This window comes from Geodermatophilus sp. SYSU D00684 (genome assembly GCF_054050455.1).
In genome coordinates this window covers 1-13,432 of record NZ_JBJGZI010000029.1, presented here as the reverse complement: position 1 = coordinate 13,432, position 13,432 = coordinate 1, and the positions used below count along the sequence as shown (strand labels likewise).

The following is a 13,432-nucleotide window of genomic DNA, read 5'->3' as shown; positions in this document are numbered from 1 at the left end:
CCGTCCACCCGCCCCGCCGCGACGGTCCCGGCTCGCAGTGCCCTCAGCAGTCCCGGCCGACGGGCACGGCCCTCGCCGTGCCCGCGCCGGGTCCCCCGGGGGCGTGCGCCCGGCCGGCTCAGCCGCCGAGCCGGGACCTGAGCAGCTGCTTGCCCTGTTCGGCGCCCTTGCGGCTGTCCGCCTGCGCCTTGCGGAAGAGCTCGGCGAGTTCGCCGTCGCCGTCGCGGTCGGCGTCCTGGATGTAGGTCTCCAGCCGCAGCGCGTTGCTCAGGCACTGCTCGGTGAACCAGATGAGGTTGTAGTCCTTGTCCTGAGTGCCGGTGACCTGCCCGGCCTCCTGGCCGCTGGTGGTGGTCATGTCCCACTCCCTCCACTCGGGTGAGGGGTCCGGTCTACTCGCCGGCCACCGTCGCGTCCACGGGGTGCGTCCTCGGTGTTCCCGGTCCGCGCGGGCGCCTGCCGGGCGGCGGCGGGCGCGGTCGTGGACGCCCGGGCGTCCGGCCCGACAGACTGACCTGCCCAGCGCCGACGAGGGGAGCAGTCGATGGCCGGACGCTACGAGTACAAGGTCGAGGAGCTCCGCGAGGGCATGATCGGCGGCAAGATGTCCGGCGACAAGCTCGAGAGGGTGCTCAACGAGCACGCCCGCGAGGGCTGGCAGCTCAAGGCGATCACCTCCGTCGACGTGAAGGGCCGCATCGGGCCCGGCAGCGTGGAGGGCATCCTGGTGACCTTCGAGCGCCCTGTCGGCTGAGCGCCCCGACGACGCGCTGAGCTGCGGGTCCGTACGTGGGGCGGGTGGGGCTCGAACCCACGACCCAGGGATTATGAGTCCCATGCTCTGACCGGCTGAGCTACCGCCCCTGAACTGCATCTTCCCTGCTCAGCGCCCTGTGTGCCCACCAGGCAAGGGCAGTAGGGTGCGTCTTGCCACAAGAAGCGTGTGGCATGGGTGTGTCATTCGCCCGCTCGCGGGGGTGCCGCTCGGGGGGCGTGCCACGCCGTGCCACAGCCGATTGTGGCAAACGCGGAGCGGACACGGTGTGGTGGTGAGCTGGAGCCGCGGCCGGCGCTGGGGCGGTGGCGGTACGCGGTGCACGGGCGGGTCCGCCTCGTCGCATGGCGGCGCAGACGTCCTGTCACGGACCCGCTGGGCCATCTGCAGCGGCGTCCACACCGGCATGGCTCCCGCGGTGCCGTGCATGGCGCGGGAGTCGACTCCGGCGGCTACAGCAGCGTGGCGTCCTCTGGAGCGCCGGGTGCGTCAGCCGCGACCGTTCTGACCCACACGCCGAGTGACTGCGCGGCCAGGGGCAGCCTGCCGGCAAACCGCTGGTGTCGTGACCGGTCACCGCGCCGGCGCGGCGCGCCGCGGTCAGGTGGCGGGGGCGACGCGGTGGAGACCGTCGCGATGCGTGCGGCGGCCGAGAGCGAGGACGGCGAGGGCGACGACGGAGACCACCGGCACCCACCGCAGCGCAGCGGCCAGGCCGAGTCGGTCGGCCAGCGCGCCGGTGATCACCGGGCCGGCAGCCAGGCCGATCAGGTTGTTCGCCATCGCGAGCACGCCCAGCGCGCTGGCCCGGACCGACGCGGGAGTCAGCTCCGCCACCAGGGCACCGGCCGGACCGGAGGTGCCGGCGGCGAAGAAGGCCCCGGCGCCGATCAGGGCCAGCTGCACCGGCCCGACGGGCAGGGAGAAGCCAACGCCGAGGAGGACCAGTGAGGCCGCAACGAAGCTGACCGCGGTCGTCCAGCGGCGCGCCGGCCGGGTGCGGGCGAGCCGGTCGGTCAGCAGCCCGCAACCGATCATGCCGACGCCCATCAGCAGCAGCAGGGCTGCGGCGAGCGCGGCGGCGGTACCGGCCTGTAGCGCGTGGGCGCGGTGGAGGTAGCTGGGCAGCCATGCGATGAGGGAGCCGGCGACGAACAGCTGCAGCCCGTTGCCGAGGTAGGCGCACAGCACCGCCGGCGGGGACAGCACCGCGGACAGCCGCGCCGGCGTCCGCGCGCCCGGCGGACCGTAGGCCGCGTCGGGCTGCGCGTGGCGGGTGAGCCGGTCGTCGGTGACCAGCTGCCGGAACGCCACCAGCAGCACGAGGCCGAGCCCGGCCATCGCCGCGACGGCCGGGCGCCAGCCGAACCGGTCGGCAAGCGCCCCGCCGAAGAAGATCCCGAGCACGGCGCCGAACGAGCCGCCGGCGGTGAACGCCCCGGACAGCGTGGCCCGTCGGTGTGCGGGGAAGACCGCCAGCACGATGGCCAGGCCGACGCTGCCGTAAGCGGCCTCGCCCACGCCGACGAGCACGCGGGCGCCGAGCAGCTGCCCGTAGCCGGCGGCCATCGCGGAGCCCAGCGTGGCCAGGCTCCACAGCCCGGCCATCAGCAGGACGGCGCGGCGGCGGCCGTACCGGTCGGCCAGAAGCGACAGCGGCACGGTAAGCACCGCGACGGTGAGCGCGACGACGCTGCTCAGCGCCCCGAGCTCCGTGTCGCTCAGCGCCCACTCGGCCTTGAGCGCCGGGAACACCGCCACGAGGACCTGCCGGCACATGAAGTCCGACAGCAGCAGCGCGAACGCCAGCGCGAAGACGACCCCGGGGAACCCCGACCGGGCCGCCCCGGGCACCGGCGGGTCGGCGACGGCGTCAGCCACGGTCGCCGACTCCGTCCTCCAGCGGCGGGCCCGGCGCCGGGCGGCACTGCGCGCGCCGGCGCCACTCGGTCGCGGTGGCGCCGAACTGCCCGCGGAACCAGACGGAGAATGCGCTGGGAGCGGCGAATCCCAGAAGATGCGCGATTCGGGTCAGCGAGTAGGCGTCGTTGGCCAGGTACCGCTCGGCCCACCGGATGCGGGTGGCGTGCACGATCGTCGAGAAGGTCTCGCCCTCCTCAGCCAGGTGCCGCCGCAGCGTGCGCGGCGGGATGTTGAGCGAGCGGCTGACGTGCACCAACGAGCAGCGGCCGGTCGGCAACAGCACCTCGACCATCGAACGGACCTGCTCGGTGGGACTGGTCGGCCGCGGGGCGGGCACGGTCTCCAGCAGCCGGCGGGCGTACGTCCGCATCCCCGGATCGGCGGTCACCGTCGGCAGCTCCAGGTCACGCGCCGGGAAGACCACCCCGGTGAACGGCTCGTCGAACCGCAACCCCGGGCCGAACACCTGGTGGAACAGCGTGGGATCGGCCGGTGGGCCGTGGGCGAAGACCACCGACAGCGGCTGCCAGTCCACCCGCACCAGGCTGCGGACGACACCGACCAGGACCGCCGTGGTGCCGTCGAGGAACTGGCGGACGGGGACCGGCGCGCCGAAGTTCAACCACACCTGCACCGTCGCCAGCCCGTCGGCCTCGAGCAGCCGCAGGTCCAGCACGCCGTTGTAGGCGTGCTCGTAGCGGATGAGCAGGTCCAGCGCGCTGCGCAGGTCCGGCTCCTCGCGCAGCACCACGCTGAGCGGGCCCAGGGCCGACAGTCGCCGGTAGCCCGCCATCCGCACGCCGAGGTCCTCGCAGCCGGATGCTGCCGCCGAGCGCTCCAGCAGCCGGGCGACCGGCGCCGCAGGGACCCACCGGTCCTGTTCGGCCAGCGCGCCGAGGTCCAGCCCCTCTGCGGCCATCAACCGCGCCGGGTCCAGGCCGACGGAGCGGGCCACCTCCGGGTATCCGGTCAGCGCCGCGTAGCGAACGAGGCGCTCCATGCCGGCTCCCTCCGCTGGTGGCCCGCATCCGCAAGTAAACCGGCCTCATCGGGAAAGCGGGCCGACCTGCGACTTCCTACCGTGGCGACACCCGGACCTGCGCCGCCTGAGCAGGTCGCCGGTCCCCGGGGTGCTGCAGGGGATCCGCCGCACCGGACCGGGAGCGGCCGGCCCGGCGCGACCGTGGGGAACGGAGCGCAGCCATGCACGACCCGACCGCGGCCGAACCAGACGTCGCCCGATCCGACGGACGGCCGGTCCTGTCCGCCCGGGAACTCGACGCGCTGCACCTGCTCGCCCAGGGCCGATCGACCGCCCAGATCGCCGCGGCCATGTCGATCTCCACGAACACCGCCCGCACTCGCATCCACCGCCTCCGCGCCAAGCTGGACGTCACCGACCGGCAGCAGGTGGTGCCGCGAGCCCGAGACCTCGGGCTGCTCTGACCGAGCCCACCCGAGGACCGTGACACCGGCCACCGACCGAGGGAGCTCGGTCCGGGACGGGCTCCGGCAGGCGCTCGACGACGCCGGGCTGACCGCTGTACCCGCCGACGTCACCTGGACGGTGGGGACACGGGAACGGCTGCCGGCCGGCTGACCGCGTCCGGATCGCGGCCCATGACACCGCCACCAGGCCGGCTTCACCCCCAGCGGGTGGGGTGGGTCGACGCGCAGGGCTCCTAGCGTGCCGGGATGCCGGCGGACGCCCACGCCATGCCGGCATCGCGGCAGGAGAAGAGCAGGAGGACGGCATGACCGACACGGTGCTGACCCCACCGGCGGCCGCGGGCTTCTGGGCCTCCGCTGCCGAGTCCTCGGCGGCGCCGCCCCATCGAACGCCGCGGGAGCGGGCGCAGCTGGGCAAGGCCGCCCGCCGGACCTTGCCGCTGGACGAGCACGAAGGCCTGCCCCGCGACCCCGTCGACGTCGTGGGGCTGCTGCAGGCCGAGGACCGCGCCCGGGTGCCGGAGCTGCTCCCCATCCGCTACGAGCGGATGCTCGCCTCGCCGTTCGCGTTCTACCGCGGGTCGGCCGTGGTCATGGCCACCGACCTCGCCCGAGGACCGGGCAGCGGACTGCGCACACAGCTGTGCGGTGACGCGCACCTGTCCAACTTCGGCGTCTACGCGACCCCGGAGCGGCGGCTCGTGTTCGACGTCAACGACTTCGACGAGACCCTGGCCGGGCCGTTCGGGTGGGACGTCAAGCGGCTCGCGGCCAGCCTCGCGCTCGCCGGGCGGGCCAACGGGCACGACGCCCGCGCCCGGCGGCAGGTGCTCCGCGCCGCGGTGGGTCGCTACCGGACGGCGATGCGGGAGTTCGCCCGGATGGGCAACCTGGCGGTCTGGTACGCCAGCCTGGACGTCGACCGGGTGCTCGCCGACCTGACCCCGCGCCTCAAGGCCGCCGACCGGCGACGGACGGCGAAGGCGGTGCGGCGGGCACGGACCCGGGACAACGTCGACGCCCTGCACCGCCTCACCCGTTCCGACGGTGGCCCGCCGCGGTTCGTCGACGACCCGCCGCTGCTCGTCCGGCTGAGCGACCTGCTGCCCGACGTGACGGCGGCCGCACTCGAGGCATCCCTGCGGGAGATCCTGGCCTCCTACCGGTCGACGCTGCAGGAGGACCGCCGGCACCTGCTCGACGAGTTCCGGCTGGTGGACGTCGCCCGCAAGGTGGTGGGCGTCGGCAGCGTCGGGACGCGAGCGTTCGTGCTGCTGCTCACCGGGCGGGATGACACCGACCCGCTCGTGTTGCAGGTGAAGGAGGCGGGCGAGAGCGTGCTGGAGACGCACTGCGGCGTCAGCCCCTGGCCCACTGCCGGGCAGCGGGTGGTCCACGGCCAGCGGGTGATCCAGGCCGCGAGCGACATCTTCCTGGGCTGGCAGCGTGCCCGGGACATCGACGGCCAGGTGCGGGACTACTACGTGCGCCAGCTGCGGGACGGGAAGGCCTCGGCCGACGTAGAGGACATGAGCCCGCGGCGGCTGGCCGTCTACGGGCAGATGTGCGCCTGGACGCTGGCCCGTGCCCACGCCCGCTCCGGTGACCGGATCGCGATCGCCGCCTACCTGGGCAAGAGTGACGCCTTCGACCAGGCGGTGGCCGCCCTCGCGGAGGGCTACGCCGACCGCACCGAGTCCCAGTACCTGCAGCTACGCGATGCGGTGACCCGTGGCGTCGTCGTCGCGTCGCAAACCGGCTGAGGAAACACCCGTGTCCGTGTCCAACCGGCCGTGTATCGGGGTGACGACGGTGACGGTGCCGGTGCGTCAACGGTCGGCGACCACCTGTCGGTGACCGCCATGGCCCGACTCCGGGTGCGTTCGAGCTCGGCGGCGCGGACTCGACCAGCTCTCGCGGCGGTGCGATCACCTCGCGTCGGCGGCCCGGTGGTCCCGCAGCCGGGTGGCCAGGACGGCGGCCTGGGTGCGGCGCTCCAGGCCCAGCTTGGCCAGCAGGTGGGAGACGTGGTTCTTCACGATCTTCGCGGCGAGGAACATCCGCTCGCCGATCTGCCGGTTGGTCAGGCCCTCGCCGATGAGCGCGAGCACGGTGCGCTCCTGCTCGCTGAGCCGGCCTGTGGCAGAGGGTGGCACTCCCAGGCTCACCAGCGGAAGAACCAGCTGGTCGGCAGTGCAAGTCTGCATCTCTGGGGCATCAGGACCACGAGCTCATGAGTCCCGTGCTCTGACCGGCTGAGCTACCGCCCCGGACGGCGTCCGGCCTGCCAGACGCCGGCCGCCCGGCCGCACGCCCTGGCTGGCCCCGACTCCTCGCGGCCGCGAGGACGACCGAGGACCTGCCGGGAGGTGACCGAGGACCCCAGCGCGGGGAGCGGCTCACCTGGTGCGATCCGTGCTGCGGGGGGCGGCGGGAGGACGGCGATGTCGCCATGCGCGGTCACCGGGGAGCGCTCGGATCGGGTCTCGCGGCGCTCGCCCTCGTCGCCGCACTGCTCTGGGCGCCACCCGGGGTGGCAGGAGGCGGTCCGGCGGCCGCCCGCACCGCGGTCGTCGCGGTCACGAGCGAGCTGCTCGCCGGCCAGCAACTGGCTGTCGGTCAGGAGATCGTGTCGCCCAGCGGGGCGTACCGCCTGGTGATGCAGGGGGACGGGCACGTCGTCCTGTACGGCCCGGCCGCGATGTGGGGGAGCTGGACGTTCGTCCCCGGCACGGTGCTGGTGATGCAGGCCGACGGCAACCTGGTGGCCTACGCCCCGGGCGGGCGGGCCGTGTGGCACACCGCGACCTACGGCAGCGGCGCCACCCGCCTCGTGGTGCAGGACGACGGCAACCTGGTCCTGTACCGGCCCGACGGTCGCGCGGTCTGGTCGACCAACACCTGGGCGTCGTCCGACGCGCTGGTCAGCGGGCACCGGCTCGGCGTCGGCCAGTCGGTGTACTCCCGCAGCGGCGCCTACCGGCTGACCATGCAGGCCGACGGCCACGTCGTCGTCTACGGCCCGTGGGGGGCGACCTGGGGCAGCTGGAGCTTCGTCCCCGGCACCGTGCTGGCCATGCAGGCCGACGGCAACCTGGTCGGCTACGCGCCCGACGGGCGGGCGGTGTGGCACACCGCGACCTACGGCAGCGGCGCCACCCGCCTGGTGGTGCAGGACGACGGCGACGTGGTGCTCGTCCGGCCGGACTGGTCGACGGCGTGGGCCACCGGGTCCCGGGGCGGCCTGCCCTTCGTGCTGCGCGGGCAGGACCTCGAGGTCATCCCGACCGACCGGCGGGTCGTGGCCCTGACGTTCGACGCCGGCGGGGACTCCTCCGGGCTGGCCAGCATCCTCGCGACGCTGGCGGGCCGGCAGGTCCCGGCGACGTTCTTCCTCACCGGGCGGTGGGCCGCCGCGAACCCGTCGGGCGTGGCCGCCATCCGCAGTGCCGGGCACCGCGTCGCCAACCACTCGATGACCCACCCGCACTTCCCCGCGTCCACCGACGCCGCCATGCGCCAGGAGCTGCTCGACGCCGAGAGGGCCATCCGCGCCGGCGGCGCCGACCCCCGGCCGCTGTTCCGCTTCCCCTTCGGCGACCGCACCGCCCACACGATCGCCGTCGTCAACGGCGCCGGCTACGGGGCGGTCCGGTGGACGGTGGACACCCTCGGCTGGCAGGGCACGAGCGGGGGCCGGTCGGTCCAGACGGTGGTCGACCGCGCCCTGGGGGCGCTGCGCCCGGGGGAGATCGTCCTCATGCACGTGGGGGCCCACCCCGACGACGGCTCCACGCTGGACGCCGCCGCCCTGCCCACGGTGATCGACCGGATGCGGGCGGCCGGGTACGGCTTCGTCACCCTCGACGCGCTCTGGAGCTGACGCCGGAGCGGTTCCGGACGCGCAGTCACCTCACAGCCTCCGAACCCGCCGGGCCTCGACGACGGCACCACCGACGACAGCGCCCGACCCTGCGCGCGGGCGGCCCCGGCCGGGGGGTGTCAGCCCCGGCCGGGGCCGTCGCCGAAGCCGTCGAAGCCGCCGGGCCCGCCGCCGAACCCGTCCGGACCGCCGCCGAGGCCCTCCACCAGCCCGTGCAGCACCAGCGAGCCGAGCGCCACGAGCACCAGCAGGGTCACCAGGCCCACGAGCGCGACCCGCACCGCCGCGGGGCGGCCGGCGCGCGCCCCGGCCACGGTGGTCCGCACCTGTTCCCAGGCCATGAGCCCCAGGGGCCGCCAGCCCGGCGCCGTGACCTCCGGCCGGGCCGCTACCGGCGGGAGGTCGGCGGTGAGCGGCGCGAGGTCGCGCAGGTGGACGGCGGCCCAGGCGGCCGCCATCCGGTCCCCGCCCTCGTCGGGCGTGAGCGCCCCCCGGGCGACGCCGTCCTGCAGCCGGTGCACCGTGGCGAGCCGGTCGGCGTCGGTCGCGCGCACCGGCGGCGCCTGGGGTGCGGCGCCCGGCCGCGCCGTGCCGTTCACGGCGGCCGCGTACCGCGCCCGGCCGTCGAACGGCGTCGTCGGTCCTGGGATCGGGGTCCCGTCCATGTCGTTCCTCCCCACGAGAGCCGGTCCGGCCGGCCAGCCTGCCCGCGGTTCCTGTGACGGACCTGTGAGCCCCGGCACCGTGAGACATGCCCCGGACGCAGGAGTGACCCGGCGTGCTGGTCCGGGCACGGACGGTGAGACATCCAGGTCGCCGAGGTGTGCAAACGGTTGAGAACGCAAGCGGACACGCGGGTGCCGTTACGTCCCCGTGACCTCACCCGCCTCATCCGTAGTACCTTCGCCCGCGGTCCTGCCGGGCCGCTGCGCCTCGGACCGACGGGGACCCCGGCCGGACTCCGCCTGACCGTCCCGGCACGCGCCGGACGCGGGGACCGCACCGAGGTCCCCGGCTCGGTCGCGCCCGCGGACGCCATGCGCGGGCAGGTCGCCCGTCCCGGACGGGCCCCGACCGGCAGGCGGCCGCGAGAAAGGGAGAGCCGCCCTCTTGGCGACCGTGCACCACCGGACCGCCCGCCCCGCCTCCCGGCTGCGCCGCGCCGTGCTCGCCGTCGGCGCCGCCGCGCTCCTGCTGGCGGCGCCCGTCCCGGCGATGGCGGACCCCGAGGACGACGTCGCCACGGCGGAGGCCGCCGAGGCCGCCCTCGTCGCCGAGGTGAGCCGGATCCAGGGCGCGGTCACCGCCGCCGAGGAGCAGCTCCAGCGGATGACCGTCGAGGCCGAGGCCGCCGCGGACGCCGCGCTGGTCGCCCAGGCCGAGCTCGCCGCCGCCCAGGAGGCCGCCGCCGTGGCCGCCGCCGAGCTGCAGGCCGCGCGCGACGCCGTCGCGCAGGCGCAGGACGAGGTCGTCGAGCTCGGCCGCGAGGCCTACATGGGCAGCGGGGGAGACCTCGGCGGCACCGCCTCGGTGCTGCTGGACAGCCAGGGCCCCCGCGAGGTCCTCGAGCGCGCCGCCACCCTCGACCTGCTCGGCGCCCAGCGCGCCGAGACCCTCCAGCGGTACGAGCTGCTCGAGACCCAGGAGGAGGAGGCCGACGCCGCCGCCCGCGCCGCCGTCCAGGAGCGCGACGCCGCCGCCGCGGCCGCCGCGCAGGCCCAGGCCGCCGCCGACGCCCGGCTGGCCCAGGCGCAGGGCGACTACGACGCCCTGGCCGGCGAGAAGGCCCGCCTGGACGAGCAGCTGCGCGCGGCCGAGGTCGAGCTGCTGCGGCTGCGCGGCATCGCCGAGGCCGAGGCCGCCTGGGAGGCCCAGCAGGCCGCCGAGCAGCAGGCCGCGGTGAACGTCCAGTCCACCGCCGGTGGCGGCATCGCCCCGACCACCGGCCGCGTGACCTCCTGCTACGGCCCCCGCTGGGGGACCATGCACCAGGGCGTGGACATCGCCGCCCCGATCGGCACCCCGGTGTTCGCCCCGGAGGGCGGCGTCGTCCTGCAGGCGGGTCCCGCCAGCGGCTTCGGCCAGGCCGTCTACGTCCAGCACGACGACGGCTCGATCACCCTCTACGGCCACGTCAACCGGTTCTTCGTCTCGGCCGGCCAGGTCGTGGGCGCCGGCCAGCAGATCGCCGAGGTCGGCAACAAGGGCCAGTCCACCGGGCCGCACCTGCACTTCGAGGTGCACGAGGGCGGGCTCTACGCCAGCCGGGTCAACCCGATGCCGTGGCTGCAGGCGCACGGCATCTCGCTGGGCGGCGCCTGCTAGCGGCGCCCCCGGAACCGGCCGAGCAGGTCGCCGGCGCCCCCGACGGTCCGCGCGGCCAGCGCCAGGATCGGCCCGCCGGGGATGCCCGGTGCCGACTCGACGATCGGGGCCAGCCGCATCAGCTCCGGCAGGTCCCGCACCCGCAGCCGGCGCCGCACCAGCGCCGCGGCCGGGTTGGTCCGCCCCGACGCCGCCTCCAGCAGCACGTCGGCCGCGGCCTCGACGACGGCGCCGCGCGGGCGCGCACCGCCCACCCGGCGCACCGTCCAGCCCGCCGGGTCGGCCGCGAAGACCCACCCGCCGTTCGGGGTGACCAGGGCGGCGCCGCCGGTGATGCCCGAGGAGGCGGCCAGCGCGCCGGTGACGTCGGCCAGCGCGGCCAGCCCGGCGTCCAGGACCGGCGCCGGGACCGGGGGAGCGCCCAGCGGCACCAGGTCCAGCCCGTGCACGGCGAGCTCGTAGGCCTGGCCGAGGACCACCGACAGCATCGGCAGCCGCCCGACCGTGGAGACGGCGGGCGCGGTGTCCAGTTCCTCGGGCTCCTCGGCCAGGTAGCGCTCGGTCGCCTCCCGGTTGCGGCGCAGCGCGGCGAGGACCTCCTCCCGCGAGGCGTCGCGGTGGGCGGCGGTCACCCGGGCGTTGGTCGCGTCGACGTCGGCCGGCGTCCCGGTGCCGCCGGCCCGGGCGGAGGCCGCCAGGTCGGCCAGGGCGGCGTGGTCGGGCCAGCAGCCCAGGTGCACGCACACCTCGTGCGCCCGCCAGCCCGGCAGCCGCGTCGGCCGCGTCAGGTCCACCGCCGCCGCCTGCTCGAGGAAGGCGTCCCAGGCGCCGAGCACCATCGCCCCCACCACGTCCCGGCCGGCGTCGGCCATCCCGTGCGTCGCGTCGTCCCGTCCCATGCCCGGGCCCCTACCCACCCCGTCGGGGGAGCGGCACGTGCGTCCGGGTGGAGAACGGAACGGAATCGGCCGAGAACCCGACCGTGGACGGGGCGGGAGTGCGGCGAACCGGGGCGGGGACCCCACGCCGGCCGCGGCGTGCCGCGCCCGCCTGGCTCGGCGCGGGCCTGTACCGGCCGCTGGCCGAGGACGACGAGCGCGCCCGCTTCTGGGTCCGCCACGTCCATACCGGCGTGCTGCTCAGCGAGATCGCCGGCTGGGCCTGCCTGGTCTACACCCTGACCACCCCGACGCCCGGTCACCGGCACCCCGTGCTGCTGACGCTGGCCGGCTCGGTCGTCGTCCTGACGCCCCTGCTGCTCCTGCTGCCGCTGCACCGGATCGTCCGCGACCTGCGCGGCCCGCTGCTGTTCTACGCCTGGACGGCGGCGGTGACGGCCATCGTCGCCACCGCCGCGCGCCTGGACGGCGGCACCGACAGCCCGCTGTCGGCGGTGTTCTTCCTGGTCCTCGTCTACATGGCGGTGGCCTACCCGCCGGCCGGTGTGGTGCTCACCGGCACGCTCATGACCACCGCGTACGCGACCCTGGTGGCCGGCCCGCCGGACGCGCACTCCCTGCTGGTGGCCACCGTCCTCGGGACGGTCACGCTGATCTGCACGCTGTCCTCGGCCAACCAGTGGGCCGCCCACGACCGGCAGGTGCTGCTCCTGCGCACCCAGGAGGCGCTGGCCACCACCGATCCGCTCACCGGCGTCCCCAACCGCCGGGTCTTCCTCGACCGCGTGGGCCGCGCCCTGCGCCTCGCCGGCCGGGGCGAGCGGGCGGTGGTCTGCATCGTGGACCTGGACGGCTTCAAGGCGGTCAACGACCTGCGGGGCCACGCCGCCGGCGACGAGGTCCTCCGCTCGGTCGCCGCCGCGCTGGGCCGGGTGGTCCGCGAGACCGACACCGTCGCCCGGCTCGGCGGCGACGAGTTCGCCGTCCTCGCCGGGTCCCTCCTGCCCGCCGACGACGTCCTGCTCGCCGACCGCCTGCGGGCCGCCGTCGCGGAGGTCGGGGCCGGCTGCGGGGTGACCGCCAGCGTGGGCTGCGTCCTCGTCCACCCCGACGACGACGTCGCGGGCGTGCTGCACCGCGCCGACGAGGCCATGTACCGGGCCAAGGCGGCCGGCGGGGACCGGGTCGCCGATCTCGCAGGGTGACCGACACTCCCGAGCAGCGCTCACCGAGCGTGACCGGCGGCCGACGGAGTTCCGTATGCGACACGAGGCCCCGCAACGGCCCGTGACGGGTGCCACGGTGTACCGTCGGGGCGGTCCGACCCCGGGTTGGACGCCGCGCCGGTGCTCGTGGTATGGCGCTGACCTGCACTTCCGTGACGCGCGGGGCGGGTGTGGTCACATCCGGAACAGTCGCTGCATCCGCACTGGCGCGACCGGCACCTCATCGTGCACACTGTCACCGGAAGCCCTGGTCCGCCGCCGTTGACCACAGCCTGTCACCGAATCGATCGTCCGTTGGGGAAGACGAGACCGATCGAGTCGATGGAGGTGCCTCGTGCAGCGACGGTCTACCCAGGGTGTCGTCTTCGTGCACTCCTGCCCGAAGGCGCTCTGCCAGCACGTCGAGTGGGCGCTCGAACGCGTCATCGGCGCGCCGGTCTCCCTGTCGTGGGCCGACCAGCCCGCGGCGCACGGTGCCTACCGTGCCGAGGTCGCCTGGACCGGCTCTCCCGGGACGGGCGCCAAGCTGGTCGCCGCGCTGCGCGCGTGGCCGATGCTGCGCTTCGAGGTCACCGAGGAGGCCAGCCACGGCAACGACGGCGAGCGCATGTCCTACGTGCCCGGTCACGGCGTCTTCCGCGCCCCCACGAGCGCCAACGGCGACATCGTGGTGACCGAGCAGCAGCTGCGCACGCTCGCGGCGACCGCCACCTCGGCGGAGGCGTTCCGCCACGGCGTCGACCAGCTCCTCGGCGCGGCCTGGGACGCCGACCTCGAGGTCTACCGCTACGCCGGCGACGGCAGCCAGACCACCTGGCTGCACCAGGTCGTCTGAGGGTCCGGGGCGAAGGCGCAGGTCACGATCAGGGCACACGAGGTGAGGCACCCCGCCTCCTCGTCGTAGGCTGCAGACCAGGTCGTCCGGACGCCGTCGGGGAAGCGGCGTCCGTAC

13 protein-coding genes and 1 tRNA gene are annotated in these 13,432 nt (G+C 75.4%); 7 read left to right on the top strand and 7 right to left on the bottom strand.

Annotation, left to right across the window (positions count from 1 at the left end; all coding sequences use genetic code 11):
* Positions 1 to 118 precede the first annotated feature (118 nt).
* Positions 119 to 358 carry a hypothetical protein gene (locus ACI79L_RS19250; RefSeq protein WP_456902659.1) on the bottom strand — a complete coding sequence of 80 codons (240 nt, stop codon included), beginning with the start codon at positions 356 to 358 and terminating at the stop codon, positions 119 to 121.
* Positions 359 to 544: 186 nt separating this feature from the next.
* Between ACI79L_RS19250 and ACI79L_RS19245 the strand changes: the two genes are divergently transcribed.
* Positions 545 to 754: a DUF4177 domain-containing protein gene (locus ACI79L_RS19245; protein WP_456930418.1), complete on the top strand. Its 210-nt coding sequence runs from the start codon at positions 545 to 547 to the stop codon at positions 752 to 754.
* Between the two features lie 36 nt (positions 755 to 790).
* On the opposite strand, the gene ACI79L_RS19240 is transcribed toward ACI79L_RS19245, so the two are convergent.
* The 3 genes from ACI79L_RS19240 to ACI79L_RS19230 all read right to left on the bottom strand — a co-directional run bounded on the left by ACI79L_RS19240 (position 791) and on the right by ACI79L_RS19230 (position 3,698).
* Positions 791 to 864, bottom strand: a tRNA-Ile gene (locus ACI79L_RS19240).
* Positions 865 to 1,375: 511 nt separating this feature from the next.
* On the bottom strand, positions 1,376 to 2,656 hold the full coding sequence (locus ACI79L_RS19235; RefSeq protein ID WP_456938321.1) for an MFS transporter: 1,281 nt from the start codon (positions 2,654 to 2,656) through the stop codon (positions 1,376 to 1,378).
* Positions 2,649 to 3,698 (bottom strand): AraC family transcriptional regulator, encoded by a 1,050-nt coding sequence (locus ACI79L_RS19230; RefSeq protein ID WP_456938320.1) that lies wholly within the window; start codon positions 3,696 to 3,698, stop codon positions 2,649 to 2,651. Before ACI79L_RS19230 ends, ACI79L_RS19235 begins: the two co-directional genes overlap by 8 nt.
* A 203-nt stretch (positions 3,699 to 3,901) precedes the next feature.
* Here ACI79L_RS19230 and ACI79L_RS19225 point away from each other — a divergent pair, with 203 nt between their 5' ends.
* Complete coding sequence (locus tag ACI79L_RS19225; RefSeq protein ID WP_456938319.1) at positions 3,902 to 4,144, top strand: response regulator transcription factor; 243 nt, start codon at positions 3,902 to 3,904, stop codon at positions 4,142 to 4,144.
* A gap of 308 nt (positions 4,145 to 4,452) precedes the next feature.
* Positions 4,453 to 5,910 carry a DUF2252 domain-containing protein gene (locus tag ACI79L_RS19220; RefSeq protein WP_456938318.1) on the top strand — a complete coding sequence of 486 codons (1,458 nt, stop codon included), beginning with the start codon at positions 4,453 to 4,455 and terminating at the stop codon, positions 5,908 to 5,910.
* Positions 5,911 to 6,075: 165 nt separating this feature from the next.
* Here ACI79L_RS19220 and ACI79L_RS19215 read toward each other — a convergent pair whose 3' ends face one another.
* Entirely contained in the window at positions 6,076 to 6,354 is a 279-nt protein-coding gene (locus ACI79L_RS19215) for a response regulator transcription factor (RefSeq protein ID WP_456938317.1), read from the bottom strand.
* A 326-nt stretch (positions 6,355 to 6,680) separates the two neighbouring features.
* On the opposite strand from ACI79L_RS19215, the gene ACI79L_RS19210 reads away from it, so the two are divergent.
* Complete coding sequence (locus tag ACI79L_RS19210) at positions 6,681 to 8,030, top strand: polysaccharide deacetylase family protein (protein WP_456938316.1); 1,350 nt, start codon at positions 6,681 to 6,683, stop codon at positions 8,028 to 8,030.
* 119 nt (positions 8,031 to 8,149) lie between these two features.
* Here ACI79L_RS19210 and ACI79L_RS19205 read toward each other — a convergent pair whose 3' ends face one another.
* Positions 8,150 to 8,695, bottom strand: a complete 546-nt coding sequence (locus ACI79L_RS19205; protein WP_456938315.1) for a DUF1707 SHOCT-like domain-containing protein — start codon at positions 8,693 to 8,695, stop codon at positions 8,150 to 8,152.
* 454 nt (positions 8,696 to 9,149) lie between these two features.
* Between ACI79L_RS19205 and ACI79L_RS19200 the strand changes: the two genes are divergently transcribed.
* Positions 9,150 to 10,355 carry a M23 family metallopeptidase gene (locus ACI79L_RS19200; protein WP_456938370.1) on the top strand — a complete coding sequence of 402 codons (1,206 nt, stop codon included), beginning with the start codon at positions 9,150 to 9,152 and terminating at the stop codon, positions 10,353 to 10,355.
* Here ACI79L_RS19200 and ACI79L_RS19195 read toward each other — a convergent pair.
* Positions 10,352 to 11,254 (bottom strand): maleylpyruvate isomerase N-terminal domain-containing protein, encoded by a 903-nt coding sequence (locus ACI79L_RS19195; RefSeq protein ID WP_456938314.1) that lies wholly within the window; start codon positions 11,252 to 11,254, stop codon positions 10,352 to 10,354. The genes ACI79L_RS19200 and ACI79L_RS19195 overlap by 4 nt on opposite strands.
* A 98-nt stretch (positions 11,255 to 11,352) precedes the next feature.
* Here ACI79L_RS19195 and ACI79L_RS19190 point away from each other — a divergent pair, with 98 nt between their 5' ends.
* Together ACI79L_RS19190 and ACI79L_RS19185 are read left to right on the top strand one after the other, a co-directional pair.
* A complete protein-coding gene (locus tag ACI79L_RS19190; protein WP_456938313.1) occupies positions 11,353 to 12,459 on the top strand; it encodes a diguanylate cyclase domain-containing protein in 1,107 nt (368 codons plus the stop codon).
* 355 nt (positions 12,460 to 12,814) lie between these two features.
* The gene (locus tag ACI79L_RS19185; RefSeq protein WP_456930409.1) at positions 12,815 to 13,315 is read left to right on the top strand and encodes a DUF3145 domain-containing protein; all 501 of its coding nucleotides are present in this window, start codon (positions 12,815 to 12,817) and stop codon (positions 13,313 to 13,315) included.
* Positions 13,316 to 13,432 lie beyond the last annotated feature (117 nt).

Bases quoted from the DNA above. Each gene is read 5' to 3' on its own strand.
- ACI79L_RS19250 (WP_456902659.1), bottom strand. From the start codon at position 358: ATGACCACCACCAGCGGCCAGGAGGCCGGGCAGGTCACCGGCACTCAG.
- ACI79L_RS19245 (WP_456930418.1), top strand. From the start codon at position 545: ATGGCCGGACGCTACGAGTACAAGGTCGAGGAGCTCCGCGAGGGCATG.
- ACI79L_RS19230 (WP_456938320.1), bottom strand. From the start codon at position 3,698: ATGGAGCGCCTCGTTCGCTACGCGGCGCTGACCGGATACCCGGAGGTG.
- ACI79L_RS19225 (WP_456938319.1), top strand. From the start codon at position 3,902: ATGCACGACCCGACCGCGGCCGAACCAGACGTCGCCCGATCCGACGGA.
- ACI79L_RS19220 (WP_456938318.1), top strand. From the start codon at position 4,453: ATGACCGACACGGTGCTGACCCCACCGGCGGCCGCGGGCTTCTGGGCC.
- ACI79L_RS19215 (WP_456938317.1), bottom strand. From the start codon at position 6,354: ATGCAGACTTGCACTGCCGACCAGCTGGTTCTTCCGCTGGTGAGCCTG.
- ACI79L_RS19205 (WP_456938315.1), bottom strand. From the start codon at position 8,695: ATGGACGGGACCCCGATCCCAGGACCGACGACGCCGTTCGACGGCCGG.
- ACI79L_RS19195 (WP_456938314.1), bottom strand. From the start codon at position 11,254: ATGGGACGGGACGACGCGACGCACGGGATGGCCGACGCCGGCCGGGAC.